Origin of the sequence: Acidithiobacillus caldus ATCC 51756 (genome assembly GCF_000175575.2) — a bacterium.
In the GTDB taxonomy this organism is placed as follows: Bacteria; Pseudomonadota; Gammaproteobacteria; order Acidithiobacillales; family Acidithiobacillaceae; genus Acidithiobacillus_A; species Acidithiobacillus_A caldus.
The window spans coordinates 858,019-884,332 of sequence record NZ_CP005986.1 but is presented as its reverse complement, the minus strand read 5'-3'; the positions used below and the strand labels follow the sequence as shown (position 1 = coordinate 884,332).

At 60.7% G+C, this 26,314-nt stretch carries 28 protein-coding genes, 1 tRNA gene and 2 pseudogenes; 15 read left to right on the top strand and 16 right to left on the bottom strand.

Annotated features, from left to right (window positions below; translation table 11 throughout):
- The 3 genes from ACAty_RS04430 to ACAty_RS04420 are packed head-to-tail and all read right to left on the bottom strand — an operon-like array spanning nt 1 to nt 1,200.
- Complete coding sequence (locus tag ACAty_RS04430; RefSeq protein WP_004871199.1) at nt 1-486, bottom strand: YajQ family cyclic di-GMP-binding protein; 486 nt, start codon at nt 484-486, stop codon at nt 1-3.
- 3 nt (nt 487-489) lie between these two features.
- Nucleotides 490-960 (bottom strand): molybdenum cofactor biosynthesis protein MoaE, encoded by a 471-nt coding sequence (locus ACAty_RS04425; protein WP_004871198.1) that lies wholly within the window; start codon nt 958-960, stop codon nt 490-492.
- Nucleotides 961-1,200 carry a MoaD/ThiS family protein gene (locus tag ACAty_RS04420; RefSeq protein ID WP_004871196.1) on the bottom strand — a complete coding sequence of 80 codons (240 nt, stop codon included), beginning with the start codon at nt 1,198-1,200 and terminating at the stop codon, nt 961-963.
- Between the two features lie 129 nt (nt 1,201-1,329).
- On the opposite strand from ACAty_RS04420, the gene sohB reads away from it, so the two are divergent.
- Together sohB and ACAty_RS04410 are read left to right on the top strand one after the other, a co-directional pair.
- Nucleotides 1,330-2,325 carry a protease SohB gene (gene sohB / locus ACAty_RS04415; protein ID WP_004871194.1) on the top strand — a complete coding sequence of 332 codons (996 nt, stop codon included), beginning with the start codon at nt 1,330-1,332 and terminating at the stop codon, nt 2,323-2,325.
- Nucleotides 2,326-2,404: 79 nt separating this feature from the next.
- Nucleotides 2,405-3,460: an IS5 family transposase gene (locus tag ACAty_RS04410; protein WP_014002136.1), complete on the top strand. Its 1,056-nt coding sequence runs from the start codon at nt 2,405-2,407 to the stop codon at nt 3,458-3,460.
- A gap of 171 nt (nt 3,461-3,631) precedes the next feature.
- Here the strand turns inward: ACAty_RS04410 and ACAty_RS04405 are convergent, their stop codons facing one another.
- The 3 genes from ACAty_RS04405 to ACAty_RS04395 form a co-directional block, all read right to left on the bottom strand.
- The gene (locus ACAty_RS04405; RefSeq protein WP_004867410.1) at nt 3,632-5,089 is read right to left on the bottom strand and encodes an outer membrane protein assembly factor BamB family protein; all 1,458 of its coding nucleotides are present in this window, start codon (nt 5,087-5,089) and stop codon (nt 3,632-3,634) included.
- A 94-nt stretch (nt 5,090-5,183) separates the two neighbouring features.
- Nucleotides 5,184-5,480 (bottom strand): DsrE family protein, encoded by a 297-nt coding sequence (locus ACAty_RS04400; protein WP_004867408.1) that lies wholly within the window; start codon nt 5,478-5,480, stop codon nt 5,184-5,186.
- Between the two features lie 211 nt (nt 5,481-5,691).
- Nucleotides 5,692-7,053: a hypothetical protein gene (locus ACAty_RS04395; RefSeq protein ID WP_004871184.1), complete on the bottom strand. Its 1,362-nt coding sequence runs from the start codon at nt 7,051-7,053 to the stop codon at nt 5,692-5,694.
- Nucleotides 7,054-7,240: 187 nt separating this feature from the next.
- Here ACAty_RS04395 and ACAty_RS04390 point away from each other — a divergent pair, with 187 nt between their 5' ends.
- The gene (locus ACAty_RS04390; protein ID WP_038471664.1) at nt 7,241-7,720 is read left to right on the top strand and encodes a DUF302 domain-containing protein; all 480 of its coding nucleotides are present in this window, start codon (nt 7,241-7,243) and stop codon (nt 7,718-7,720) included.
- An 84-nt stretch (nt 7,721-7,804) separates the two neighbouring features.
- On the opposite strand, the gene ACAty_RS04385 is transcribed toward ACAty_RS04390, so the two are convergent.
- The 3 genes from ACAty_RS04385 to merC form a co-directional block, all read right to left on the bottom strand.
- Complete coding sequence (locus ACAty_RS04385) at nt 7,805-8,299, bottom strand: DsrE family protein (RefSeq protein WP_038472609.1); 495 nt, start codon at nt 8,297-8,299, stop codon at nt 7,805-7,807.
- 324 nt (nt 8,300-8,623) lie between these two features.
- Nucleotides 8,624-9,766 (bottom strand): flavin monoamine oxidase family protein, encoded by a 1,143-nt coding sequence (locus tag ACAty_RS04380; RefSeq protein WP_004871180.1) that lies wholly within the window; start codon nt 9,764-9,766, stop codon nt 8,624-8,626.
- 243 nt (nt 9,767-10,009) lie between these two features.
- A complete protein-coding gene (gene merC, locus ACAty_RS04375) occupies nt 10,010-10,444 on the bottom strand; it encodes an organomercurial transporter MerC (RefSeq protein WP_004871179.1) in 435 nt (144 codons plus the stop codon).
- A 226-nt stretch (nt 10,445-10,670) separates the two neighbouring features.
- Here merC and ACAty_RS04370 point away from each other — a divergent pair.
- Nucleotides 10,671-10,755: transfer RNA gene (locus ACAty_RS04370), tRNA-Leu, on the top strand.
- A 501-nt stretch (nt 10,756-11,256) separates the two neighbouring features.
- Here ACAty_RS04370 and ACAty_RS16840 read toward each other — a convergent pair.
- The 4 genes and pseudogenes from ACAty_RS16840 to ACAty_RS04355 all read right to left on the bottom strand — a co-directional run.
- Nucleotides 11,257-11,504, bottom strand: a pseudogene (locus ACAty_RS16840) (IS5 family transposase); the annotation flags it as partial.
- Nucleotides 11,491-11,649 (bottom strand): annotated as a pseudogene (locus ACAty_RS16355) (IS5 family transposase); the annotation flags it as partial. The pseudogenes ACAty_RS16355 and ACAty_RS16840, both read right to left, overlap by 14 nt.
- Nucleotides 11,650-11,799: 150 nt before the next feature.
- The gene (locus ACAty_RS04360) at nt 11,800-12,186 is read right to left on the bottom strand and encodes a type II toxin-antitoxin system VapC family toxin (protein WP_014002528.1); all 387 of its coding nucleotides are present in this window, start codon (nt 12,184-12,186) and stop codon (nt 11,800-11,802) included.
- Nucleotides 12,183-12,416 (bottom strand): type II toxin-antitoxin system Phd/YefM family antitoxin, encoded by a 234-nt coding sequence (locus tag ACAty_RS04355; RefSeq protein WP_038472603.1) that lies wholly within the window; start codon nt 12,414-12,416, stop codon nt 12,183-12,185. The genes ACAty_RS04360 and ACAty_RS04355 overlap by 4 nt, the downstream gene beginning before the upstream one ends.
- Nucleotides 12,417-12,843: 427 nt before the next feature.
- Between ACAty_RS04355 and ACAty_RS04350 the strand changes: the two genes are divergently transcribed.
- Nucleotides 12,844-14,274, top strand: coding sequence for an MDR family MFS transporter (locus tag ACAty_RS04350; RefSeq protein ID WP_004871175.1), 1,431 nt, complete (start codon nt 12,844-12,846; stop codon nt 14,272-14,274).
- Nucleotides 14,275-14,310: 36 nt separating this feature from the next.
- Here the strand turns inward: ACAty_RS04350 and ACAty_RS04345 are convergent, their stop codons facing one another.
- Together ACAty_RS04345 and ACAty_RS04340 are read right to left on the bottom strand one after the other, a co-directional pair.
- Complete coding sequence (locus tag ACAty_RS04345; RefSeq protein ID WP_004871174.1) at nt 14,311-14,604, bottom strand: hypothetical protein; 294 nt, start codon at nt 14,602-14,604, stop codon at nt 14,311-14,313.
- A complete protein-coding gene (locus ACAty_RS04340) occupies nt 14,605-16,062 on the bottom strand; it encodes a phosphomannomutase (RefSeq protein ID WP_004871173.1) in 1,458 nt (485 codons plus the stop codon).
- Between the two features lie 161 nt (nt 16,063-16,223).
- Between ACAty_RS04340 and ACAty_RS04335 the strand changes: the two genes are divergently transcribed.
- The 10 genes from ACAty_RS04335 to ACAty_RS04290 all read left to right on the top strand — a co-directional run bounded on the left by ACAty_RS04335 (nt 16,224) and on the right by ACAty_RS04290 (nt 25,782).
- The gene (locus ACAty_RS04335) at nt 16,224-17,462 is read left to right on the top strand and encodes an MFS transporter (RefSeq protein WP_004871170.1); all 1,239 of its coding nucleotides are present in this window, start codon (nt 16,224-16,226) and stop codon (nt 17,460-17,462) included.
- 148 nt (nt 17,463-17,610) lie between these two features.
- A complete protein-coding gene (locus ACAty_RS04330) occupies nt 17,611-18,483 on the top strand; it encodes a metal ABC transporter ATP-binding protein (RefSeq protein WP_226824522.1) in 873 nt (290 codons plus the stop codon).
- Complete coding sequence (locus ACAty_RS04325; RefSeq protein WP_004871166.1) at nt 18,468-19,379, top strand: metal ABC transporter permease; 912 nt, start codon at nt 18,468-18,470, stop codon at nt 19,377-19,379. Before ACAty_RS04330 ends, ACAty_RS04325 begins: the two co-directional genes overlap by 16 nt.
- Nucleotides 19,304-20,251 carry a metal ABC transporter permease gene (locus ACAty_RS04320; protein ID WP_238323814.1) on the top strand — a complete coding sequence of 316 codons (948 nt, stop codon included), beginning with the start codon at nt 19,304-19,306 and terminating at the stop codon, nt 20,249-20,251. The genes ACAty_RS04325 and ACAty_RS04320 overlap by 76 nt, the downstream gene beginning before the upstream one ends.
- A 21-nt stretch (nt 20,252-20,272) precedes the next feature.
- A complete protein-coding gene (locus tag ACAty_RS04315) occupies nt 20,273-20,641 on the top strand; it encodes a hypothetical protein (RefSeq protein WP_004871162.1) in 369 nt (122 codons plus the stop codon).
- Between the two features lie 2 nt (nt 20,642-20,643).
- Complete coding sequence (locus ACAty_RS04310; protein WP_226824521.1) at nt 20,644-22,653, top strand: lytic transglycosylase domain-containing protein; 2,010 nt, start codon at nt 20,644-20,646, stop codon at nt 22,651-22,653.
- A gap of 12 nt (nt 22,654-22,665) precedes the next feature.
- Nucleotides 22,666-24,201: a murein biosynthesis integral membrane protein MurJ gene (gene murJ / locus ACAty_RS04305; RefSeq protein WP_081254322.1), complete on the top strand. Its 1,536-nt coding sequence runs from the start codon at nt 22,666-22,668 to the stop codon at nt 24,199-24,201.
- A gap of 98 nt (nt 24,202-24,299) precedes the next feature.
- Entirely contained in the window at nt 24,300-25,154 is an 855-nt protein-coding gene (locus tag ACAty_RS04300; protein ID WP_004871157.1) for a TonB family protein, read from the top strand.
- A gap of 18 nt (nt 25,155-25,172) precedes the next feature.
- Complete coding sequence (locus ACAty_RS04295) at nt 25,173-25,352, top strand: hypothetical protein (protein ID WP_004871154.1); 180 nt, start codon at nt 25,173-25,175, stop codon at nt 25,350-25,352.
- Nucleotides 25,345-25,782, top strand: coding sequence for a DUF3429 domain-containing protein (locus ACAty_RS04290; RefSeq protein ID WP_004871152.1), 438 nt, complete (start codon nt 25,345-25,347; stop codon nt 25,780-25,782). The genes ACAty_RS04295 and ACAty_RS04290 overlap by 8 nt, the downstream gene beginning before the upstream one ends.
- A gap of 29 nt (nt 25,783-25,811) precedes the next feature.
- Here the strand turns inward: ACAty_RS04290 and trxA are convergent, their stop codons facing one another.
- Complete coding sequence (gene trxA, locus ACAty_RS04285) at nt 25,812-26,195, bottom strand: thioredoxin (protein ID WP_004871150.1); 384 nt, start codon at nt 26,193-26,195, stop codon at nt 25,812-25,814.
- Nucleotides 26,196-26,314 lie beyond the last annotated feature (119 nt).

The window sequence follows — 26,314 nt, the reverse complement described above, 5'->3', positions numbered from 1 at the left end:
TCAGTCGCGGAAGTTGGTGAATTGCAGAGGCTGGCCAAAATCCTCGGCGCGCAAGGCGGCAATGGCTGCCTGCAGTTCATCCCGGCTCTTGCCACTGACCCGCAGTTGCTCGCCCTGGATGCTGGCCTGCGCCTTGAATTTGCCGTCTTTCAGATGCTTGATCATGCGCTTGCCCACCTCCGCGGCAATGCCCGCCTTAAGGCGGACCACCTGCCGCTCCAGACCGCCCCCCACCGTTTCCACCGCCCCGTAATCCAGTGCCTTCAGATCGACGCCGCGTCTGACCAGGCGGGCCGCCAGCAGGTCCAGCATCTGCCCCAGCTTGTACTCGTCTTCCGCCAGCAGGATGAGTTCGTGATCCTTACGTTCGATACTGGCCTTGCTGCCCTTGAAATCGTAACGCGTGCCGATCTCCTTGCGCGTGGTATTCAGCGCGTTGTCCACTTCCTGGAGGTCGATTTCCGAAACGACATCAAAGCTGGGCACGGGTCAGGACTCCTGTAGAACGTCGGGATGGACGTGGCCGTGGCGCGTGCCGGCCCGACAGCCGGGGCAATCCGTCACCCAGCGCGCGCCGGTTGGGGTGATCTCTTTCTTCCAGAAAGGCGCCGAGGTCTTGAGAACGTCGATGAGAAAGCGACAGGCATCGAAGGCAGCGGCGCGGTGGCTGGACCACACCGCCACGAGAACGATACGCTCACTGGGCCCCAAGCGACCGAAACGGTGCACGATAGCGCTGTCGAGAATGGCAAAGCGCCGCGCCGCCTCTTGCTGCAAACGCTGAAGTTCGCGCTCGGTCATGCCCGGATAATGCTCGATCTCCAGGGCGAGGATGTCGCTGGACTCGCTGTAATCCCGCACGGTGCCGACGAAACTGACCACGGCGCCGCAGGCGTTGGGAAGCTCAGCCGTAAGGATCTCGGCGGGATCGAAGTCCGTTTCCTGCACTCGGACCAGCACTCAGCCTCCGGTCACGGGCGGGAAAAAAGCCACTTCATCACCATCGGCAAGGGGCTCGGCAAAGGTCACGTGATGCTGATTGCGGGCGGCAAGCAGGTGTTGCCCGTGCAATGTCACCCCCGAGGCCTCTTCCACAGCCTGCAGGGCAGCGGTCACCGTCATCCCCTCCGACCAGGGCAAGTCCATCTGGGAACGACCTACCCGCTCGCGAACGCTGGCAAAGAACTTGACGTGCAGCATGGACTCTCGCAACCTCCTCGCTATGTTCTGGATGGTAGACCCTACCTTAATGGCTTTCAAGCAAGGCGCTCCTTGCCCGTTCGGTGCGTGCGGCCGCCCCCCTTATCAAACCCGACCCCTGAGGACTCCATGTTGACCCACTATCTCGTCTTTCTGGCAGAAACGGCGACCATCGTCTTGGCCCTGCTGATACTCGCCGGCGGGCTGATCTTTCTCGGTCGCAAGGGAATGCGGCAACCCGGAGCGCGGATCCAGGTGACGGACCTGCGTGCCCAATTGCGGCGCAACGGCGCCCTCGTCGAGCAGCAACGGCTGGACAAGGCCTCGGCCAAGGCCGCTGCCAAGGCGCGTAAGCGCCACGCCAAGGACGAAGCCGCGCAGGTGGGTGACTGTACCTTTGTCCTGGATTTCAAGGGCGATCTGCGTGCCTCGGCCGTGGCCAGTCTGCGCGAGGAGGTGAGCGCCATCCTCGCCGCCGCTCGCCCTGGCGATCGCGTCCTTCTGCGTCTGGAAAGCGGTGGCGGCATGGTCAATGCCTATGGCCTTGCCGCTGCCCAGCTCCTCCGTCTACGCGCAGCACAATTGCATCTCACGGTCCTGGTGGACCAAGTGGCCGCCAGCGGCGGTTATCTCATGGCCGTCACCGCGCACGAGATCGTCGCGAGCCCCTTCGCGCTCGTCGGCTCCATTGGCGTGGTGGCGCAGATCCCCAACTTCAACCGCTGGCTGCGTGAACGCCATATCGATTTCGAGCAATTCACCGCCGGCAAGTACAAACGCACCGTAACGCTCTTTGGTGAGAACACCGATGCTGGGCGACAGAAGCTCCGGGAAGAACTAGAGGATATCCACGCCATGTTCCGCCACTTCGTCGCCGAGTATCGGCCAAGCCTCGATCTGGAGCAGGTCGCCACCGGCGAGGCTTGGCTCGGCATCCGCGCCCAGGAGCTTGGTCTCGTGGATCGTTTAGCGACCAGCGATACCGTGATCCAGGAAGCCGCGGACCGCGGCAGGGTCCTGGCCGTGCGCGCGTCAGGCCCCAGTTCCTGGGCGCAACGCCTGGGTCTGCGCGCCCAGCAGGCCTGGGAGGGCCTACTGGGCGCGGGCGACGCACTTCGTTTTTGAGCGCGGGATGGCAGGTCTAAGAAGCTGCTGAAAAAGTCGGTGGTATACTGGGCAAAATGGTGCAGCGGGGGGTGGAAAGATGCGTGGAGCCAAGGTAGAGACTCAAGGGTTATTCAGCTACGTTTCCCCGGAGCAACGGGTGCCCCAGGACCATCCGCTGAGAGCGATCCGGGCTATCGTGGAGCGGTCCCTAGCGGAGATGGATAGCCACTTCAGCACGATGTACTCGAGCTACGGTCGCCCCTCCATTCCCCCGGAGTTTCTCCTGCGCGCACTGCTCCTGCAGGTCTTCTACAGCATCCGCTCGGAACGGCAGCTGATGGAGCAACTCAACTACAACCTGCTGTTCCGCTGGTTTGTCGGTTTGGGAATGGACGACGAGGTCTGGGTGCCCACGGTCTTTACTAAGAATCGCGATCGGTTGCTGGATCACGGGACGGTACGGGAATTCTTCCGATCCGTACTGGAACAGGCTCGCGGCCAGAATCTGCTCTCCGAAGAGCATTTCTCCGTCGATGGTACGCTGTTGGAGGCCTGGGCCTCGCAGAAATCCTTTCAGCCCAAGGATCCCGAAGATCGTAGCGGTGATGGCTCCGACTTCCGGGGCCAGGAGCGCAGCAATGAGACCCACGCATCGGTGACGGACCCCGATGCCCGGCTGTACAAGAAGGCTCCCGGAGAGGCGTCCCGTCTGGCCTACCTGGGTCATGTGCTCATGGATAATCGGCATGGATTGATTGCCGGGGAACAGGTGACCACCGCCGATGGCACGGCAGAAGTGGATGCCGCTACCCAATTGGTGGATGATCTGGGCGGGAACCAGCGCATCACCCTCGGTGCCGACAAGGGCTATGACCGTCACGGCTTTGTTCAGGATCTCCGGGACCGGAATGTGACCCCTCATGTAGCCCGCAAGCGGAAAGGCTCGGCCATCGATGCCCGGACTACTCGCCACCGGGGCTATGCCATGAGCATCCACGTCCGGCGGCGGATAGAATCCATCTTCGGCTGGATGAAGACTGTGGGAGGGATGCGGAAAACCCGATTCCGTGGTTTGGAACGGGTCGGTCTGCACTTCTCCTTGGCGGCCACCGCGTACAACCTCGTGCGGATGGCGCGACTGGCAGTGGCTTGATGGGATTCGTGCGTCCGGAATCCGTCCAAGGGCTACCAAAAGCTCAGAAAAACAACAAAACAGCTGCGCCCGCGCCTGTTTCCCGGGGTTTTGTGACCGAATATCCCAATCAAAAGAGATTTTTCAATATTTTTTCAGCGACCTCCTAATCTCGCCGAACGTGGACGGCAATCACCCTCGGTGTCTGTCCAGAATCTCCGAGGTCGGTATCGCCTCCACGCAGCCGGCGTTTGACCCGATAAAATACGTGCTTCCTATCACAACGCCATTTTGTGGGCCGAATCCACCGCACCGATTGCGATAGATGTTTTCCACCGCTCCGGTCTGCTTGTCCAAGGCATACAGGTCTCCGTTGCCCGTGGGTTGGATCACGCGATCCTTCAGCACCAATGGCGCCGCCTTCATGCCCGCCGACAAATGGACTTTCCACAAGATCCTGCCCGATTCCAAGGCCATGGCATACTCGTCGTGGGTGACCGGGCTTCCGGTGAAAATGGTGCCGTCCACGACTGTGGGAACCGCATCCTTGTTGCGTGGTGGAACTTTCCCGGAGCCAAGGACCTTTGACCACAGAACGTGCCCACTCCTGGCGTTCAAGGCAATTTCCTCGGACGAGGACATCCCCTTTGCTTGAGCCGCGCGGTGGATTTCTATCTGACCTACTACCACATTACCTTGAGCTGCCCAGGTACCATCGCCTCCGCTGCTCGAATATATTCCGCGCGGGTATACCTTCCAAAGTATTTTCCCGGAAACACTGCTGATCCCATAGATGGCACTGGGATGCGTACCACCCAAAACAACGATCTGACCGCCATCTGCAGGCGTCGCCGAGGACATACTGACGAAGGAATCAATGCTCGTTTTCCATAAAAGCGTGCCATTCTCAGCCCCCAGCGCATATACGTGCCCGTCTCCATTACCAAAAATTATCTTTCCGTTCACGAACACTGGTGTAGGCATATCCTCGCCCTTGGTAGGATACACCCATCGGAGCATACCGTCGTTAGTATCAATAGCCTCGATTGCCGAAACGTCCGTGCCACGAACGACATGCGCCCCGGGAATACCAAACCGCTTGGCTTGGCTATAAGCAAAAACCGAATTACCCACACCAATATATGCGAGTTTCTGACTTTTTACGGTCTCGACCAGGGGTGTCGTCATGATCTGCCCGTAGGCATTCGCTGCCCACCGCAGGTGGCCATCCTTTGCATTAAGCGCGTAGAGGTAACCGTTGTCGTTGGGCGCGTACACCACCCCACCAACTACGGAGACCCCTATCGGAAACCCCACGAGGTCGCGGATAGTGATTGGGCTGCGCACGATTTTGCGATTTATGTTTCTCGCGCCCGGAACCACAAATGTCCACGACCGTGCCGGAAAGCCTGACGGGTAATATGCATTGTGTGATCCCTGCAGTGCGTAGGTATCCCAGCGCTGAGGAGTCAACGATACATTGGCGTAGGCCGTTGATACGCATAGAGAACAGAGAAATGCGGCAACCAGGACGCCATTCGTCTTGCGCTGCATGTCCACGTTCCGCCCGTGTGGCCGAATCACCTCGGCTGGCGGTGTAAATTCCAGCATAGCCTGATCTATGGCGAGCCCCGAATCAAATTTTTCCATCTCAACAATCTCTCCAAAGCGCCCACATCAATCTCGCCTCTTCTACCGGTCGGCACTCTATTAACTGTGGCAATCCTGCCAAGGCAGCTGTATTTCAGGGCTTAACGTAATCAAATCCATGACTCTCCAACTGCATGATCCGCACGATTCCTGCAGGCACAACAACAGCCGATGGGACCAATTCGGGCATATGCCCCAGCTTCTTCTGGAACTGCAGCATGGTGTTGTGGCAGGCGTCAAATTCGACGCCCTCCGCATCCAACGCGGCAATCCTTTGCTTCACCGGGCTATTGGCCAGCAGAAACTTGAGACCGGGCCCAAAGGCAACGATGACGATCTGGACTTTCTCCTGCCCAAAGTAATTCAGTATATTCTGGGTAGTATTCAACACCAGATCCCAACGGGCTGGATTATCCTGACTGACCTGAACGACCAGTTTGCGACTAGCAAAGGATGATCGTGAGCAAGGCTGGATGTCAAGTAAATCTTCATCATCGATACATCGCCGTGGCTACTCCACTCCAAGAGCATGAGTATCGCTACAGCATCAGAGTTTTCATGGCCTGTGCAAACTGGTATTGCATTCGTTTGATCTCCCTGGTTCAGAAACTGATCATGGCCTGCATGGCAAATTCATTATCGGTAGCGGCACTTACGGCGGCTCCCGGCGTGTTCGGAGCAACTCCCGGGGCGTCTACGGTCCGGAAATAGTATCCTGCCATCAACTTTGTGATTGGCGTGAAGTGATACTGTAGAGCCAGTGCCCACGTCTTGAAGACGCGCTCCTGTCCGGCAGCTTCCAGATTGGGGAGGCGATTGTAGTAATCGTAGCGGACATCCGCTTCAATTCGTTTAGTAAGAAATACTCCACCCTCCACATAATATCCATAGGCCGAGTTGCTGATATTCGTATACAGCTGGTTGTTGTATAGAGCCGGTTGGAGGCCAATTGCCTGGCTGAAGGCCGCCGGCGCAGAAATCCAGCCATTCCCCCGCATGTACTCGAATTTAAGGCGACGGCCCCAGCGATGCATATAACCATCTAGATACTGGAAACCCGCGCCTTCACGCTGCATATTATACGCATGTCCCAGGTAGTCTGGCTGGGCGTTCTGATACCAGATCCACGCCGTCACATCACTTCGGAACGGACCGTGCCCACCAAAGATGTACGAACCCTGCAATCGGGCAGCATATAGGGGGCTATTGGAAAGATTCCCGGCGGCAACGCTGCCGTACATGCCAACCATGGCTGCATACGCGATCTGCCAATGGCCCCAAGTTTTCCAATCGAACAGTTGGATACCCGGGTAACGAAAGGCATTCACTCCCAAGGATTCACTGGAAGGTACGAGAACTGAGCCGCTGGGGCCTGCAGCATAGGGTGAAGACGGCCGCGCTGCGTAAAATGGCTGCAGCATGAGTTGATTTATTACCGTTGGGAAAACAACGTAATTATAACTCATGTACCCGTTCATGGCATCTTCGGCGCTGGGAGCTCGAATTATCCCCGCCTCTACCCGGATACCCGGAATATAGCCGCTGAAGGTGAATCGCCCGTCCTGCAACTGCGGCTGGTAATGCCCACGCACGTCGGTAGCAGCGTTGTTTCCAAACTCACCAGCAAAGAAGTACGAAATATGGGGGTCGATCCAGCCCCGAATCATGAGACGCGCTCGCTGGATGATCCCAGTCGTACTTTGTGTAAAGTTTGGGCCTACCAAATTCACATGTGGTACAGCTTCTACGTATTTTTTGAGAACCGGATTATAAATCGCTACTGGAGTACCTGCCATCGCGAATACGTCTGGTTCAATGAAACCCGAGATCAACGGTACCTTCTTGGCGTTGGTGTCCTGAATCTTGAACCAGTTTGCTGCTGAAACCGTGCCGGCATTCATGGCAATCAAGGAAACAGCCAGCGCAGCGGCGACTCGTCGTTTCGCGACGACAGAAACGTTCATGGTGTCCTCTCCTTTGGTCTTGTGTTAATCGCAAATTCGTGAAAGCATGATTTATGCCACTAACGCAGAACCTCAGATTACCATTGAGGTTGGGGCCAAATGGCACAATGTTCCTCTGGGCACATGCCCAGATGGGAACAACAGATGTTAGTTGTATAATTTTCCACTCATATTCTGGAGGAACGAAATGCATCTTTCCGTAAAGATTATCGCCGGCGTCGCAGTGGCTATGGCTTTCAGCTCGTCAGCCCTTGCCGGCGACTTGTATGTAGAAAATATACACGCTCCTCTCCGCCGGGTCGTACCCGAGTTGGAGCGCGCGCTGACTGCACACCACTTCAAGGTGGTAATGCATCTGGACGTGCTGAAACGGATCGAAGCCAAGGAGAAGGTGCTGCATATCCCCGATCTCAACCAGGGCAAGTTCACCGACGTGCAGGCCTTTGTCTTCTGTAACCCCATGTTCTTCAGCCAGTTGCTGAACAGCCATTGGAAATCCGCGGCCGTCTGTCCATTGGATCTTACGGTGTTCGCGAAGAACGGGACGACGACGATTGTCTATCCGGAACGGATCGCTTATACCCAGAAGACTTCCGCCGACACTATTGCAAATCGGATCGACTCTGTGGTCATCGCGGCTTTGAAGAGCATACCCGGAGCTGTTTGATAGCGCAGAGTTCCACCAATAGCCCGGGTATATAGATTTAGCGTCTGCTGCCCGGGCAACTATTGGATTTTCTCTAATCGCACATCAATATACTGGAACCAAGGCATATCCTTTTTCTTGATAAGCGATGACCGAAATGAATCCACTCTCCACAGGTTGCACCGTGGATATGAGCATGGAGGGATGTATGTCCATGCCTTTTAGAGCGACGCCACAGGCCTGGAATTGAATCCCTTTCCTAGCAAACCGTTCAATCTCATGCTGTATACCAGCGACAGCGCGTTCATCGGTATATGGAATCCCTCTGCGATCTTTTGTCAGGAAGGCGACGTCGGGACCAATAAAGACCACGATGAAATGGGGCGCGACCTTCTGCTGTTCGAGCTGCTTGCGTGTTAGCTCGATAACCTTGACGACATGGTAGAGGGCGTCCGGGTTTTTTACATTGACCAGAAAAACGGCCTTTGCGGCATGCAGGCCAGAGATCGCCTGCGCATCCGACAGAGTACCTGCCTGACCGACGCCCATCATAACGCCAAACAAAATACCGCAGCATAATACGAATATTCTAAAGTTCATGATCATCCCTGCCTGTCGAGTCGATGACCGCCTCCAACAAGCAATATGAATGCCATGGTGTATATGCTCTCGCTGATTTGTTAGGGTTGACTTGCCCTCCGGTAAAGCGCTTCTAGTCCCGAAGTGCGTAGCTTCGAAAAAAGCGTCGAACAGAACTTTTAAGAAGACGGCTGGCGACCTTCAGGAAAAAGGTCATGGCAGGCAAGGTTTTCGCGCTCCTATAATAGGAAACGGGGTTGCCGTTTTACCAATCGTACCCCGCTAGTTAGCGGCAAACGAGTATACCGGGCCTCAGATGGGAAGACGAAAACCTGCTTTCCGGCGCTACCGGTTCCTGTCCTCACGGTTCAGGCAGATCCGGTTTACTCCAATCGTTGCGCTCTCAAGAGCACCCGCCACGTAGCCCGGGAACTCCCTCGCCCATTCGCTTCCGATGGCGTAAATACGGCCCGCCCAAGGACCTTCCTCGGGAGCGGCTCTGGGAGCTGGCACATGGCCATCGCCGATGTGGGTATCGGCTGCGGTCGCGGTGAATGGGTCAGCTGCCCAATCCTTGTAATACTCAGTCACGGGCCCCGTTGCCGCCATCCCGAAAAGGCGACCGAGCTGCTCGCGACAGGCCTCCAGCAGAAGTGGCTCCGTGAGACTGCGACGATCTCGCGCCGGCAGCCCCAAAAAACCGAACAGTCCAAACGGCCCATCGGGCGCAGAGGCATCGTGGATTTCCTGCAGCGGTCCAAGAACGCTCCGAGCCTCACCCGACAGGCCCTGCTCGCGCCAGAAGGGTTTATCGTAGAGGGCCACATATTTAGCGTGGGGCGCCATCCACGTGGGTACTGCAGACCAGTCTTCCACCAGGTACTGAGGCAGCGCGGGTTGAAAATCCAGGGTCTGGGCAGCAAGGCGCGGCGGCAGTGCCAGCAGAATCGTACCACCCTGCCACTGCTTCGTTTCTCCCTTCTCGTTTCGGGTGGTGAGGACTATCTGCTCTCCGCAAATTTCCAACCTGTGTAGGACTTGCCCCAGATGCATACGGTCGCCCTTCAGTCCGTCCTGCAGCCTGGTTACCAGTGCACCCATACCGCCTGCCAGTCGCCAGGATTGTGGTGCGGAAGAATAGCCGGGTACACGATACGGCGCAGGCGTCGCAAGGCGCTCGACCACCATCTCACCGGTCTCAAATTCGGGAAAAGTCTCGAGTTGCAGCTGCTCCACGAGTCGAGCCAGATCGCCCTGGTATTCCGGCCAAAACCAGGACGGTCCAAGATCAAAACCGGGTGCCTGGGTCGGGTGGATCGGGTTCACAGCGCGTGGAGGAACCACGGACAGAATTCGACCGCCCATTCGGTTCCTGCCCTCCAACAAGCGCCAATCCACCCCCAGGTCCGTTAGCAGCCGGGCAGCATATAGACCACTTATCCCACCGCCAACGATGATGACATCCGCATAAGGCACACTTTTCGTCATCGTATTCCCCGGATTCCTCGCGCGTTGACCGCCGAGCTACCATCCACAACCAAGGCCGCTTGGTCAATACGCCCAGCAAAGATCGACAGCACGCTCACGACCGGCCGAGGTGCAGCGGCGATCCGGGCAGGCGCTCTGCAAAGGGACGCCTCTCCAGAGGGTTGGGTGAAGGCGACCCGTATCCGGTAAGCTCTGATTGCGCATCCGCGCGAGCCGCGCAACCAGGGCAGGACTCGAGGATTCTCAGCGCGATTGCTCTGGACTCTTGCAGACCTCGGAAGTGCAGCGAGGCTGAGCAGGCCAGAAGAAATCCCACAGCGAAAAAAGGATCATCAGGATCAGGCCCGAGTAAAACAGTCCGCGAGACCAGTCGCGCACCAGGAAATGCTGAGTCATCCCAAAAACTCCGAGGAGCACCAGAAATGGACCGAGACAGGTGAGCACGGTGCGTTGCCATCGCCGGTGAGCGAACCAGCCCAACAAATTGGCAAGCAGGGCCAAGGCTGCAAAGCTTGGGATCAACCAGTGCATGAAGAGGCCTTCCCACTGGCTCAAGAAGCCCAAGCCGATGGCCGCACCGAGACTCGCCGCGGCAGGAAAACAGGCAGCACAACTGAAACTGCCCACAACAGCACCAATGACTCCCGTTTTTTCAGCGACACGCGATACCATGGACATGATCATACTCCGGCGGACGGTAGATACCCCAGTGATATCACCGTACCCGGGTACGTGCTCAAGTACCGCAGGCGAACCTCTCCCCTGTCCGGCGCAGAACCCGAGCCACACCGGGTCAAGTCTTGGAAAGGGCATCGCGGTCTGTCATCATCATACTTGCTCTGTGCCGAGTATCCTCCCATCTGCACAGGGTACCTGCGTGAATGAAGCCCGTCATTGACTGCGCGCCCAGGTGGCGAAATCGGTAGACGCAAGGGACTTAAAATCCCTCGGCTTATGCCGTGCCGGTTCGAGTCCGGCCCTGGGCACCATATTGAATCGCTGAATTTTTAGCGATCGCCAGGCGGCGAAGCGTCCTGTTGCGTCTCGCTTCCTGGCTATCCAAGAGCGCGATGAGCCCAGAGCCCTTAGGAATACGGAGATGCGTTCACGTAACGGCAACACCGTCCCCTTGCCCCATGCGCCTTGTCGCACCTATCCGGGTGGTCAAGACCGAAGCGTCGCGGCTCAACGCACGCCAATGACCCGCCGCAGGATCCAGCGATAGGGCTTGCGCCACCAATACCTGCGCCCCTGACGCAAATGCTTCCAACAGATGAGTTCCGCCACGGCTGTTTCCGCCTCGATGGGTCCACGCCGCCCGATATATACGGGGTAGCGCAGAAGTACCCCAGCGACGAGGGAAGGTCCGATTTAGTCGAAAAAGACACCGTCGCTGATCCGGAATCGCAAAAAACGACGCCATGAGGCCCATGTCCGATCGAAATACCACCATTTTCTGGGAGATTCCTAGAATCTGGACGCACCACTCACTACTCGGCCAGTGGATATCTGCGCAGCATGTGCAAGTTGGCCAAGGCAAAGAGCGTGGTCAGTTGAGCGCCCGAAAGACATGCTCACCCCGGGCACGGATCCGGGCAATAGCGCGGTTATAGCGTTTGAGAGCGGCCAATCCCGTTTTCTGACCAGGAAAACGTCGACGCGCTACAGCGTTTCGGATGCCTCGGGCCGCCAGCGTGTCATGCACACGAGGATGATCGTAGCCCCGGTCCGCAAGGACCACCGATGGCCCCCGTGGGATAGTGCGGTTCAATCAAGGCCACAAGTCCGGCCCAGCGAACCACCGCATCCATCTCAGCCAAAAAGCGTTCCCGCTTGGTCTGCTTTCGGCGCCGCGACAGGCTGGGTTCTTCGGCAGAGGTCATCTGCCCGGTCGTGGATGGCGTCTCCTCGCAACTCGGTCAGCCCATTGTATCAGGAGGCCAGTTCAGAGCCTCCCTGGGGGATGCCGTAAAAAGCCATCCAGGGCTAGGCGTCGCTCCAGCCAAACGCGCAATGGGGGTGTTTTTAGCGGATCAGGAGCAGGCATCGAGAATAGGAATATCGTAAACGTGTAGTTGACGATCAGCCGTAACCAACGGTAAGTCCTCGATCATCGACTGCGCGACGAGCATCCGATCAAAAGGACCGCGATGGTGCAGCGGCAAAACTCCAGCCAACGCCGCATGCGCTACCTGAAGTGGAAGCCCCAGAAAATTATCCTCCGACAAAACATCTTGCAGATCGCCTGGGGCCTCCAATTTTCCTGGAGACCTTTTGGTACCGATTTCCCAAAAACTCGCGGCAGAGACAAAAACCGGATTTTCGGCACAAGCAATCTCCGCGCGAGCCCGCTCCCCCAATGCAGCATCATTTTCGAGCCACCAAAGAAAAGAATGCGTGTCCAGCAGCAGCTGACTCACTCGCGCTCGAACCCCGACGAAATTTCCTCTCTGGTTTGGTCAAAATCCGGCGCCATACGAATTTTTCCTTCGAACAGTCCCGGGCGTCGTTGCCGATGTTCGATAGACGTGGGGACGAGACGCACCACCGGCATTCCAAACTTCGCGATGATCACGCTTTCCCCCGCCAGCACACGTTCCACGAGTTTAGAGAGCTGGGTCTTCGCTTCGCACATGTTCACTTTCAGCATGGTGTCCTGCGCGCTAGCCAACGGTTGACCAAACCTATGCGTACCCGTCGGATGGAGCAAGGTCCCAGGCGCGCTCGCAACCCTTATGAAAAAATTTGGCAAAGCCTCGGACAGACGCAGTCGGTCGCAATGCACCAGCGCGACGTCGTGATATACTCCAGCCATCCTGTGGTGACGGCGGCAGCGCAGTCAGCTATAGCCGAGTATGGCACGACCGTATCGGTCACTATGCGGGATCAATCCGGGGGCGTGCTTCCAACGCCACGGCACCGTTGGTAGCGCGACTCATGCCCATCGCCGTGGTGACGCCTTGGCGACGTTAAGCAACTCGGCGCCAAAAGACTGCAGCCTGAGGCCGCTTTCCATCCTCTCGGTCGTGTCCTTTGTGTTAGCATCGTCGTCATTGTCTGTCGATCCGGGATGGTCCATGTCTGCACCTTATCGTTTGTCCTTGGCGCAAAAGAGCATGTTCTTGGCGGTACTGTCCGCCATATTCCTTGCGGCCATGGATCAGACCGTCGTGGCCACGGCCTTGCCAACCATCGCCGTGGATTTGCACGGACTCGCTCACCTCCCCTGGGTAATTACCGCTTATCTACTGAGTTCTACGGTTTCACTGCCCATTTACGGCAAGGTCGGCGATCTGATGGGGCGCAAGCTGGTGTTGAGTTTTGCGGTGGCTTTCTTTCTGGTGGGTTCGATTTTCTCGGGGCTGGCCTGGAGTCTCGAAAGCTTGGTGTGCTTTCGGGCTCTGCAGGGTCTTGGTGGCGGCGGCATCCTGGTCACCGCCATTGCCAGCATCGCCGACTTCCTGCCGCTGGAGCAGCGCGGCAAGTACCAGGGTCTGGTGGGCGCCGCTTTTGGCCTGGCGACCCTGATCGGGCCTTTTCTGGGCGGATTCGTCGTCCAGCATCTGGGCTGGCGCTGGATCTTCTACATCAACATCCCCTTTGGCCTATTTTGCCTGATCATCATCCACTGGGCATTTCCGAAAACCCCAAGAAAACGCTTTCCTTTCGATATCGTCGGTGCCGCTTCCCTATTCCTGGGCCTGTCTGCTCTGGTACTGCTCACGGAATTGCAAAATACCGGACCCTGGCACTGGATCCTCCTTGTGACGATACTGGCGAGTCTCTGGGGGATTTTTTACTGGAGCCCGCGCCATCCAGAGCCCATTTTACCTTTAGGTTTTTTCCGGCATAAGACCTTCAGCGCGAGTGTCATCGTGTCCTTTTTCGTGGGCACGGCAATGCTTGGATCCATCAGCTTTTTACCCACCTATTATCAGACGGTGCGCGCCTTCACACCGACGGAATCGGGTCTGGAAATGCTTTTCCTGCTGGTGGGTATGCTCTTGACCTCGATCTTCAGCGGGCGTTGGATCAGCAAACATCAAAAATTCCGGTGGGTGCCGATCCTCGGGACCCTGTTGACGGCTATCGCGCTCTGGTGGCTCTCGCACATTGCGGTGCAGACGCCCTTTTGGCAGATCGATGGCGCTCTGATCCTGCTCGGCGTGGGGCTGGGCTCGACCATGCAGGTCATGGTGCTATCGGCCCAATGGGCGCTCCCCCATCGCCATCTGGGCGTGGCCACAGCGACGGTATCGCTCTTCCGCTCTCTGGGCGGGACCTTGGGGGTGGCCGGCTTTGGTGCGGTGTTCACCCACTTTTTGGGGAGCACGTCGGCAGCATCCGATGGCCGTGCCGCTGCGCACATCGTCCACGCTCTGCACTGGGATTTCGGCATTGCCGCGGCGCTCACCCTGGCGGCCTTCGTCGCCGCCTGGAATCTTGAGGATCTGCCCACACTCATGGCGCGGCGGGAGGGAAGCGGATCCCGGCTGCCGCAGGCCTGAGCGGGGGTCGGTTTACCTGCCTGCGTCCCCCGAGGCTCAGTCCTGGCGCGGAGGCCATAAACGCGACCGGAGGCCCTGCAGGCTATCCCACAAGGTCAAGAGCACTCCAGCGGCAAGAATGTCGGCAATCCAGCGCCAGCGGACCCAATTGAGGATCTGCGCCAGGTGCAGCAGTACCAGTGCTTCGGCATTGTCCGCCTGCAGGGCGAGCTGGGCCTTGGCACTGGTGGCAAAAACCACGCCCAGATAGCGCAGCACCATCAGAAACAGGGCCAGTAGCAGCAGACCCAGACCGAGGTACAGCACCAGGCTCCCGGAGCGGCGCGGCAATCAGGCCTCCTCCGGCTGACGCCAACGCGCCAGTCGCGTCAGCGCTCCCTGCAACAGTGCTTCGGCGCGCGTGACCGAATCAGCCTCGGTGTAGCAACGCAGCTCCGGGGCATTACCCGAGGGCCGCAAATGGAGGATGTCGCCGCTGGCAAAAAATGCGCGAACGCCATCGCTGTGATCCAGCCGGAGCGGCTCGCCACCACAGAGATCACCAAAATCCCGGCCAAAAAGCGCGCGGCCATCCGCCGCACGATAGCGTTGCAGGCGTCGATGACTGACCTCGGTGGGGAAGTCCTGCAGGCGATCACTGCTGGTGAAGCGCTGCGGCAAGGTATCCAGCAGACTGGAGAGGGGCTGTTCGCGACGCCGCGCCTCGCGCAGAACGGCGAGCAGGGGCAGGACGGCATCCCGAGTCGGCAGGGCCGCGAGTCTGCCCTTTTCCCAGGGAATCTCCGAGCCCAGGAGCAGACCGCCGTTGGCTTCATAACCGACGATACGCTGGTAACCCTGGGCCCGCGCCTCGTCCATGGCGGCAATGACGTAGGGCGAGCCGATGCGGGTGCGCAGGACATGGGCAAAAAAGCCGCTCCGCTCCAGGGCGGTATTGCTGGAGACGGGCGTCACCACGGCATCGGCAGCCAGGATACGGGCGCTGACCAGGCCGAGAAGATCGCCGCGCCACCAGTTGCCGCACTCATCGGCCAGCATCGGCCGGTCGGCATCGCCGTCGGTGCTGACCAGGGCATCGAGGGCGTGCATGCGCACCCAGCGGGCCGCCCGCTCCCGGTCTTCCGCCCGCAGGGCTTCCGTATCCATGGGAACGAAGTCCTCCGTCCGTCCCAGAGGGATGATCTGGGCACCGAACCCGGCGAGGAGCGTTTCCAGAAGGTCACGGGCCACACCGGAATGCTGATAGATGCCGATGCGCAGCCCCGCCAGGGCCCGGGAATCCAGACAATCCCGGTAACGACGGAGATAGTCGAGCGTGAAGGAAGACTCGGGTGCAGGCAAAACCGGCCTGTGGCGCAGAGCTCCGCGCCCGTCTCTCTCGGGTTCAGGGACGGCCGCAAGGTGGGCAAGAATGCCCGCCTCATCGGCCTTGCCGAGCTCACCCTGTACCCGATTGAACTTGATGCCGTTGCGGTCGAAGGGAATGTGACTGCCCGTCACCATGAGGGACGGAACCTTTCGCGTGAAGCCGGCCAGGGCCAGGGCTGGGGTCGGCAGGTAACCGGCGAAGCGGGGCTCGCCGCCGGCATCGTCCACCGCCGCCCAGGCGGCTTCGAGTATCGCCGGGGTGCTCGGTCGCAGATCGCCTCCCAGGATGGCCTCGCTGCCCGGCGCGAACTCACGAAGGTCCTCCAGATACCGCAAGAAGGCTCGTACGTAGCGGTAGACGAGGCGGTCGTCCAACTCTTCCACCAAACCCCGCAATCCACTGGTTCCGAAAGCTGCCATGGCGTCCTCCCCTGTCCTGTTACCGGATGATACCCGTCCCGGGCTGCGGTCGTCAGCAAAAGGCGACGGGCCGTGCCGACGCGCAAGACACCGACTGGACGGTATCAAAAGGTCGTTCTACACTGCGCCCTTTGTTCCATCCTCTCGCACCGAGCCAAGGCATGTCCACCAACGAAATTGTCCAGGAGAGCCAGCTTTACCGCGATCCCGCCGAGCGCACACGCTTCGAGGTGTTGGGCGCCATCAGCGTTTCTCACTTTCTCAACGACAGTATCCAGTCCCTGATGCTGGCGGTGTATCCCCTCTTCAAGGGTCACTTCGATCTCAGTTTTGCGCAGATTGGACTGATTACCCTGGCGTATCAACTGACGGCATCCATCATCCAACCTCTGGTGGGCCGCTACACCGACGCGCACCCCATGCCCTACTCCTTGCCCTTGGGCATGGTGTCGACGTTTTTCGGTCTGCTGCTGCTCTCGGTGGCACCCAGCTACCCCGTTCTGCTGCTGGCGGCGGCCATGATTGGCCTGGGCTCTTCCGTTTTCCATCCGGAGTCGTCCAGAGTGGCGCGCATGGCCTCGGGAGGACGGCACGGGCTCGCACAATCCATCTTTCAGGTGGGCGGCAATGTGGGTTCAGCGACCGGTCCTTTGCTGGCCGCCTTCATCGTCATGCCCAATGGGCAGCACAGTCTCTCCTGGTTCTCGGCGGTGGCTTTGGCGGCCATCGTCATCCTCAGCTTCGTCGGGCGCTGGTACCAGCATCAGCATCGCCAGCCTCGCCATCGGCGTGCCAGCCAGGATCGGCAGGCATTGCCGCGCGCGCAGGTGCGCCGCAGCCTCGCCATCCTGGTAGCCCTGATGTTTTCCAAGTTCCTGTATCTCACCAGCATCAGCAGCTATCTCATCTTCTATCTGGTCCAGCGCTTTGCCATACCGGTGCGTGAGGCGCAGATGCATCTGTTCCTCTTCCTGGCGGCGGTGGCTGCGGGTACCCTCCTGGGCGGCCCCATTGGCGATCGTATTGGTCGCAAGACCGTCATTTGGGTGTCTCTGCTGGGCATAGCACCCTTTACCCTGGCCCTCCCTTATGTGGGCCTTACTGCCAGTGCGGTGCTTACCCTGATCATCGGTTTCCTGCTCGCCTCGGCCTTTCCCGCCATCGTCGTCTACGCCCAGGAGCTCGTACCGGGCAAGGTGGGCACCATCTCTGGCCTCTTCTTCGGGCTCGCCTTTGGTCTCGGGGGGATCGGTGCCGCAGCACTGGGGCAACTGGCGGATCTCTGGGGTATCGTGCGCGTCTACGAGATCTGTGCCTTCCTGCCCCTCATCGGCCTGCTGGCCGCGTTCCTGCCGCGACAGCCCAACCTGCCCGCCAGGCTTGCGGATGCCGCGTCCTGACGCTGCCGGAAGGCCGACGAGCGGAAGTGGGGAACAGGGGCAGTGGGCGGGAGCGGGCCGCCTGCCGATCTCCCGTCGCCGAGAATGACCTTGACGCGGGATGCCTGAGGGTGAATCATCGCGCAACTTGGTTGCATAGCGATGTAGCATGTCCCACTCCCTCCCTCCAGCGTCTGGAAAGACGCTCCTCGAGATCGAAAACCTTGGCGTGCGCCTGGGCGGCCGACAGGTTTTAGAGGGACTGAGCCTGAGTCTGGAGGGGGGTGTCCTGTGCGGTCTCATCGGTGAGAACGGTGCGGGCAAGACTACCCTCCTGCGCAGCATCCTGGGTCTTCAGAGGATTTCCTCCGGGGCGATCCGCCTTGCCGGCGGGACAGTGGGGGCGATGCGCGATGTTGTGGGCTACGTTCCCCAGAAAATTGCCTTCGACCCGCAACTGCCGCTGCGTACCCGCGATCTGGTGGAACTCGGCATCAGTGGCAGACACTTTGGTCTACCCTGGCGGCGCCGACGCTATCGGGCCGCCACCGAAGCGGCACTGGCGGCCGTTGGCGCGGAATCCTTTGCCCAACAACGCCTGGGGCAACTTTCCGGGGGACAGCAGCAGCGCGCCGTCATCGCTCACGCCCTGGTGCGCCAACCGCAGCTGCTGCTGTTGGACGAGCCTTTGGCAAATCTGGATTTCCGCAGCACCACGAGCCTGATCCAACTCTTGGGCAGGCTGGTCCGCGAGCATGGGATCACGGTCCTGGTCACGGCACACGACATGAATCCGCTTTTACCGGTGCTGGATCGACTGGTATATCTGGTGGGTGGGCGTGCAGCTGCGGGCACCGTGGACGAGGTGGTGCGCCCCGAGGTGCTCAGTCGCCTTTATGGCTATCCGGTGTCGGTCCTGCGCCACCACGGCCGCTATCTGGTACTGCCGGACTCCCCGGATGGCCCCGGCGAACTGCGGCACGCGGGTACCGAACTGCCGCCGCCACCGCCGAGGGAACACGGCGCATGTCCGCAGCACTGACGGTGGACTGGGGCGCCCTTTTCGCCAACTCGGCGGTGCGCACCGCGTTGCTGATGGGGATATCCGCCGCGCTGATCAATGCGAGCCTTGGCGTTTTCACCCTTCTGCGCGGCCATGCCTTCGCCGGTCACGCCCTGGGCGATATCAGTAGCGCCGGAGGCGCCGCCTCCTTTCTCTTGGGTATTTCGGCCCTGTGGGGATTTCTCGGCATGGCCTGGCTTGCCGCCCTGGCCATGGGCTGGCTGGGTCTGCGCGAGGCACGCGAGCGCGATCTGGCCACGGGCATCGTGCTGGGGGCGGGTCTCGGCCTCACGGCACTGTTTCTCTACCTTGCCATGACCACGACCAGCGCCTCCGGCAGTACCGTGACGGTACTCTTTGGCTCGCTCTTTGCCGTCTCTCCGGGCCTCGTGCCCCCAGTGCTCCTGCTTACCCTGGGCACCTTAAGTGCCATCACCCTCGGCTTTCGGCCGCTCCTCCTCATCGCCGCGGACGCGGATCTCGCCCGGGCACAAGGCATTCCCGTCGCCATTCTCGAGATACTGTACCTTCTCCTCCTCGGGCTCGCCGCCGCCATCTCCGCCATGACCATCGGCGCGATATTGGCCACGGCCTTGCTCCTCGGCCCAGCCGGTGCCGCTCTGCAATTGGCGACGCGCCCGGTCTGGGCATTTGTCTGGGCGGCAGGCCTTGCCACGCTCGCCGTCGTCCTTGGAATCTTTTTATCGTGGCAGAGCTACTACTGGTTCTCCGGCGCATCCTGGCCCGTCAGCTTTTTCATCGTGCTGCTCACGCTGCTGGAATATCTGGGCGCAAGCCTGTGGGCGGCGCAGCGCGGCAGAAAAATCTGGGCGGCAGCGATGCCGCCGCCCAGCGGCTGCGCGAAGGACTGCTGATGTTCGCAAGCTACATGCTCCCCACCTGGATAGCCGCGAGCTTTCTCGCCTTGGCGGCAGGGGCCATGGGCTATTTCACCGTCATCCGTCGCTCCGTCTTTGCTGCCCACGCCCTACCGTTGAGCGCCTTTCCCGGGGGGGCGGCGGCGGTTTTGACCGGTATCAATCCCCTGGTGGGCCTGCTCGGTTTCGCTTTTCTCGGGGTGCTCTTCGTGCAGCAGGGGGCGCGCCTCGGTCCCAGGGATTTAGCCATCGGTCTACTCCTCAGTAGTTTTCTCGCCCTGGGGGCGCTCTTGCTGAGTCTTTCGGGCGCCTATGCGCCTGCGGTCTACGCCCTGCTCTTCGGCGAGGTGCTGGGCATCCCGCACAGCGCGCTGGCGCCGACGGCGGTGGTCTGCGTTCTGGTTTTGACGCTCTGCGTGTTGAGTTTTCGTCCACTGCTCCTGCAATCTACGTCCGCGGATCTGGCAGCGATCTGTGGGTTGAGCCGTGCTGGCATGGACTGGCTCTTCCTGGGGTTACTGGCCATCGTCACGGCAACGGCTTTGCCCGTCGTCGGCACCCTGCTGGTCTTCACCCTGCTGGTGGCTCCCGCCGCCGCAGCGCAACGCCTCAGTGCGAAGCCCGCCCGCGCGTTCCTGCTCAGCATGGTCCTGGCCGAGATCCTGGTCTGGTCGGCCATCGCGCTGTCTTACTGGAGCAACTGGCCTCTGGGATTTTTTGTCGGCACACTGGGTGCCGCGCTTTTCATCGCTCTGCGCGCTCGCCCGGCGGCGCTCTGGTCGCCACAGGCCGGAGCGAGGCTTTTTCGGCGAGGCACAAGGTGGCATCATGGTGGCGATCCCGATACGGGAACCCGACCCGACGGGTGACTCCCAGGAGGTACATGCACGATGCAAAACGCTGAGCCCAAACGCCCACCCCGCTTCATCATCAGTGGTGCGCTCCACGGCGTGACCCCAGCCGCTCTGGAAAAACTCAAGCAATTCGAAGAAATGGGCGGACACATCGACCACATCCCGGAAAAACATCTGGCACTCATTCAATACGACGGGCGCTGCGGTGCAGAAGCCGAAGAACAGATGGTGGAGATCCTCAAGGCGGCCGGGGCCAACTGTCAGTCACACGGGGTCATCTGCCACGGCAAGGACCACTGTGAGCCCCTCAATCTGCACGTCGGCCCCCTGGCCGAGGATCACCCCAACCGCTTGGCATCCGTCAGCAAGCACCTCAGCCGCTGGTTACATCTGCGCCAACGCTGACCATGTCCCGGCCACGCCGCCCGCTGAAGTTCTTTCTCGGCCTTGCTGTGACATGCACCGTGTTGCTCCCGGCACTGGTCACGGCCGGGACCGAACTCACGGCGGCTCAGCAGCAGCTACTACGGCAAGCGGCGGAGGGCTTCGCCAACAAGGACTATCTACCAGCGGCGAGCGCCCTGCCCGACCTCGCCCAGACCTACATGGGATCCTGGGTGGGCTACTGGGCTCTGCAGCCACGTCTGTCCACCCTCACCCAGAGCCAGTATGAGGCATACATTCATCAATTTCCCTCGGGAGTGGCACCAGAACTGTTGCGTCGCCAGTGGCTCCTGCAACTGGGCAAGCGTCAGGACTGGGCCGACTTTGCCAAGGTCTATCGCCAGGGGCCCACGCCGCGGCTCATCAGTCTGCGCTGCTACGCTGCCAGCGACCCCTTGCTGAGCTCCGCGGTGGATCTGGAGCCGCCCTTGCTCCTGTGGCGTGCTGCCTCGCCCTCCGACCGGGCCTGCAACGGCCTGGCGAAAACGGCGCTGGCCGCCGGCCAGATACCGCAGTCGGCACTTTGGCAGCAATTGCAACGCTTTTTTCGCGAAGGGTTCTTCCAGCAAGCTTTGCAGTTTGCTCCCTTTCTGCCGCCATCGGCAGCGCGCAACCTGCCGAAACTGATACAGGACCCCGGCGCGTGGATCGTGACGCGGACCGCTCCAGAGGCTGCGGGTACGGAACCTGCGGTCGCTCGGCAGCTTATTACGCTCGCCTGGTTGCAACTCGCCTATCAGCAACCGGAACGCGCCGTAGCCTGGATTTCCTCGAGTCGGGGGCAGGGGCTGCCCGCGGCGCTGCGCGCTGAAATCCTGTACGAGGCGGCCTGGAGCGGGGCACGGCAGCTGCACCTCGAGGCAGCAACCTGGTATGCCGAGGCCTATCGCAGCGATCCCGACTATCGACCCAGCGACGAGGTGCTGGCCTGGATGATCCGTGCCGCCTTGCGCGCCCGCGATTGGCCCCTGGTGGAGCGCGCCTATGCACGGATGTCGACGGCACAGCGTAAGCGCGGCGAGTGGCAATTCTGGAATGCCTTTGCCCAATGGCAGCAGGGGCGTGTGGATGCGGCGCGGGCAACCTTTGCCCGGCTGGCATGGCCCTGGGACTACGCCGGCCAGCTTTCCCTGGCGGCGCTGGGGCGCCCCCTGCGCTTGCCGGAACCCAGCGCGGATCCGGCTCCAAAGGCTACGCCAGCGCTGACCAGCCGGGGGGATTTCCGACGCGCCATTACCCTGTACCAGCTCGGCCTGTATTTTGACGCCCTGGCCGAGTGGCAGCACGTCCTCGATGGCTTGTCCGACGCCAACGCTATTCGCTCGGCGGCGGCTGCCGCTGCGGACCGACAGGCCTGGCTACTGGTCATCAATGCCAGCACTCGGGTTCCCAAGGATGGCGACTGGCGGCAGGGCTATGTGCTACCCTTTCCCCGCGCCATTCTTGCAGCGGCGCAAGACCATGCCCTGGACCCGGCCTTCGTGGCCGGTCTGATCCGGCAGGAGTCGGGCTTCGCTCCGGGTATTGCCTCGTCGGCAGGCGCGCAGGGACTCATGCAGGTCATGCCGGCTACGGCGGCCTGGATCAAAGGTCGTGACCCGACCCTCGCCGGCGCCGACCTGCACAGCAATAGCGGGAATCTGGATATCGGCAGTGCCTATCTGGCACACCTGCTCCACCGGTTTCAAGGGGCGTTGCCACTGGCTGCGGCCGCCTACAATGCCGGGCCAGGCGCCGTCCAGCGCTGGCTCCAGCGCTGGAGCCCAGAGCCAGGCCCCTGGGGCGGAGCCATTTTCGCAGCCAACATTCCGTACCAACAGACCCGCGACTACGTGCAGGCGGTGCTGAGCAATGCGGCCATCTACAGCGCCCTGCTCCAGGGCAAGGAACCGGACATCCTGTCCCTGTGGCAACTGCAGCCGGACCTTGGTCTCGAGCCCGCGGCGGCCACTGCCACCACCCCTCGGCCTTAAGTCTCTGCTTTCGTGTCCCGGAACCTGAAAAGTGTTCTCAAAGTGGGCAGCAATACCCTGCTGTCGCGAATCCTGGGTTTTGTCCGCGATATCGTCCTGGCTCACCTCTTTGGTGCCGGCCCCATGGCCGACGCCTTCTTCGTTGCGCTACGCATACCCAACCTGTTTCGGCGTCTATTTGGTGAGGGGGCATTCTCGCAGGCCTTCATCCCGGTGCTCGGGGAATACCGCAGCCAGCGCAGTCCTGCCGATACCCGCGCCTTCGTGGAGGATGTCAGCGGCTGGCTGGCCCTTACCCTGGTGGTGGTGACGGTCATCGGCATCGTCGCCGCCCCTATCCTGGTACTGCTCATTGCGCCCGGCTTTGCAGCGGATGCCAGCAAGTTTCATTTGACCGTCGAATTGCTGCGCATCACCTTTCCCTATCTCTTCCTGGTCTCTCTGGTAGCCCTCGCGGGAGCAGTCCTCAATACCTATGGACATTTTACGGTACCCGCCTTCAGCCCGGTCTTTCTGAATCTGGGTATCATTGGCGCCGCCCTATTGTGGGCACCGCACAGCGCGCAACCGGCGGTGGCGGTGGCTTGGGGGGTTACCCTGGGCGGGGTGGCGCAGTTGCTCTTTCAGATTCCGGCCTTGCGCGGTATCGGCCATCTGCACTGGCCGCGCCTGCGCCGACGCGACCCGGGAGTGGCCAAGGTGCTGCGACTCATGGGACCCGCCGCCTTCGGCGCCTCGGTGGCACAGGTCAACCTCTTTCTGAACACCATCCTCGCCTCCCTGGTGGGCGCCAATGTCGTGTCCTACCTGTATTACTCGGACCGCTTGGTGGAGTTCCCTCTGGGGGTCTTCGGTGTAGCCTTGGGCACCGTGGTCTTGCCGATGCTGTCGCGTCAGGCTGCAAGCGGCTCCTCCGAGTTTCCGGCAACGTTGGATTGGGGTCTGCGCTGGACCTGGCTCGTGGGCTTTCCCGCTACCCTGGGCCTCGTGCTGCTGGCCGAACCCCTGCTCATCACCCTCTTTCACTACGGCGCCTACACCGCCGAGGATGCTGCACAGAGCGCCCTGAGTCTGGTGGGCTACGGCCTCGGCATCGTTCCCATCATCGCCGCCCGGGTTCTTGCCCCCGCCTTTTACGCACGTCAGGACACCCGGACGCCGGTACGCTTCGGTGTCATCAGCGTGCTGGTCAACGTGGTCGTCAGTCTCATGCTCGCTTGGCACTTTCGGCAACTGGGGCTGGCCTTGGCCACCACCCTGGCGGCGCTCGTGAATTCCATCCTCCTGGCGCGACGCCTGAGCCGCGATGGCGTCTATCGCCCCTTCCCGGGTTGGTGGAGATTCCTGCGGCAGACGAGCCTTGCCTCTGGCGCCATGGGTCTGTTTCTCTGGTGGGGTCGGGGAGCCCATGCGCAGTGGCTGCATTGGGGCCTGTGGGATCGGCTGGTACACCTGCTCCTGCTCATCGGTAGTGCCATCGCGCTGTATTTTTTCCTGCTCTGGGCACAGCGCCTGCCGGAATTGCGGGAACTGCGCCGCCCACAGTGATGGGCATGTGCACGCCGATACTCCCTTTACTCACGCGAGACGATGCCTCAAGCTAGCTACCATGCAGATCCACGACAGCTGGCCGAGGTGTAGCGTCCTTGCTTAGCGCTGAACGACCTTTCTTTTTTCTGGTTCCGGAAGAAAAACCGCACTGGAGCGAGAGCCTGCTCCCTTGGCTCGTGCTCTCGGCTGCGCTGTTGGCCCTCTTCCTGGCCTTGTGGGTCCACGTGGCTCCACCCCACCCCCTGCGTCTGAAAAGCAACGAGATCCAGAACAAGACCTTTCAGATCATGCCGCAGCCCGCAGCACCCAGCCGGCCCAGCGTCGCCCGACCAAAAGCCGTCCCGCCGGCACGGACGACGCCTAAGACGGAACTACGGCCTGAAGTCGAGCCCAGGCCCACGGTGAAGCCGAGGCCGCGGGTCCAGAGTCGGGAGCCGGTACAACCGCAAATCTCCCATACCCCGGCTCCGAGACCCCTGCCGCGGCCCAACAAGGCGCCCGCGACTCCCGCCAGCACTCCCAGCGCCCGGGCAGAAACGGCTCCGCCACGCATCAATCTCGGCACCCTGGAGCAACAGATGGATCAGGCGGCGCGCCAGGCGACGGCGAGTCCGCCCTTGCCCAAGTTCAAGAATCCCACGGGCCCCGTGGCCGACTTCTACATTGCCGGCTGGATCCAGAAGCTGGAGCGTATTGGGGATCTCAACTATCCTGGTGAGATGGTGGGAAATCTGAAGGTTACGGTGGTACTGAATCCAAAGGGAGACCTCGAGCGCATCGTGGTCGATCAGTCCTCCGGCAATCCGGCCCTGGATGCCGCCGCCGAGCGTATAATCCGCCTATCCTTTCCCTACACGCCCTTCTCGGAGCAGTTGCGCAAGCAGACGCGGCGAATAGAGATCCCTCTGAACATGCACTTTCTGGGCGTCCGCCATGTCAGCGCCTGGTAACCTCGGGAGATGGAAATCATGAAACGTCCCAAGACGGGTACCCTGCTCCTGGGCCTGTTCCTGTTACTGTGGGCGGCTGCCATGGTGGGACTGGTGGTCATCGGTTTCACCAATATCCAGCCGGCCGGGATTGGCAGCAGTAGCCCTAGCCAATCGACGCAGGTCGCCCATCCAGCGGAGTCCACCGACCATGAATGACAGCAAGGGAATGGCCCGGATCCTGGGCTGGAGCGGCATCCTGCCGCTGGTGTTGGCGAATCTTGCCTTCTTCAAAGGCTATGGCATCGTTGCCGCAACCCTGGGCAATCTTTACGCTGCCATTATCCTGAGCTTTCTGGGGGCCATACACTGGGGACTGGCCCTGGACCGGGAAGGACAGCGCGAGGCTCCCATGCTCCTGCTCTGGAGCGTCATCCCAGCCCTGTGGGGCTTCATGGCGCTATGGTGGACGCCCGGCACCGCCATCCTCATACTGATCGCGGGCTTCATCGCCCAGTGGCTGGCGGACCGGCGCCTGCGTTCCAGAATTCAACTGCCGTCCTGGTTCATGCCCCTGCGCACCGGCCTGACCTCGGCGGTGATCGCTCTGCTGGCCCTGATGCTGGTGCAGATACTCACGGGCACCTGAAACACCGGGCGCCCAGCCGCGCTGCTCAGTCAGGCGGAGGGTTCGCCCTGGCCGTTTTGCTGGGCGGCGATTTCCTTACGCACCTGGTCCATGTCCAGCGCCAAGGCCTGCTGGATCACCTCTTCCAGGGCGCTGGCCGGCAGTGAACCGGCCTGGGAAAAGATGCCGATCTGCTGGCGAAAGATGGTGAGGGTCGGTATCGAGCGAATCTGGAAAGCTCCCGCAAGCTCCTGCTCGACATCCGTGTTTACCTTGGCAAAGACGACATCGGGGTGCTTTTCTGAGGCTGCCTCGAAAATCGGTGCAAAGGCGCGACAGGGTGCACACCACGGGGCCCAGAAATCGACGAGTACCATGTCGTTGCCCGTTACCGTCGCCTCGAAGTTTTCCTGGGTCAATTCTACTACGGCCATGGGGCCTCCTTTCTCGTCGTTTGCCGAAGATTCGTGTTAGGCTGACCATAAATGCTGCATCGGTATGGGTCAAGGGCGCGCTGACCCGAAAACGGGCTTAGTGATGGCCAAGGGCAAGG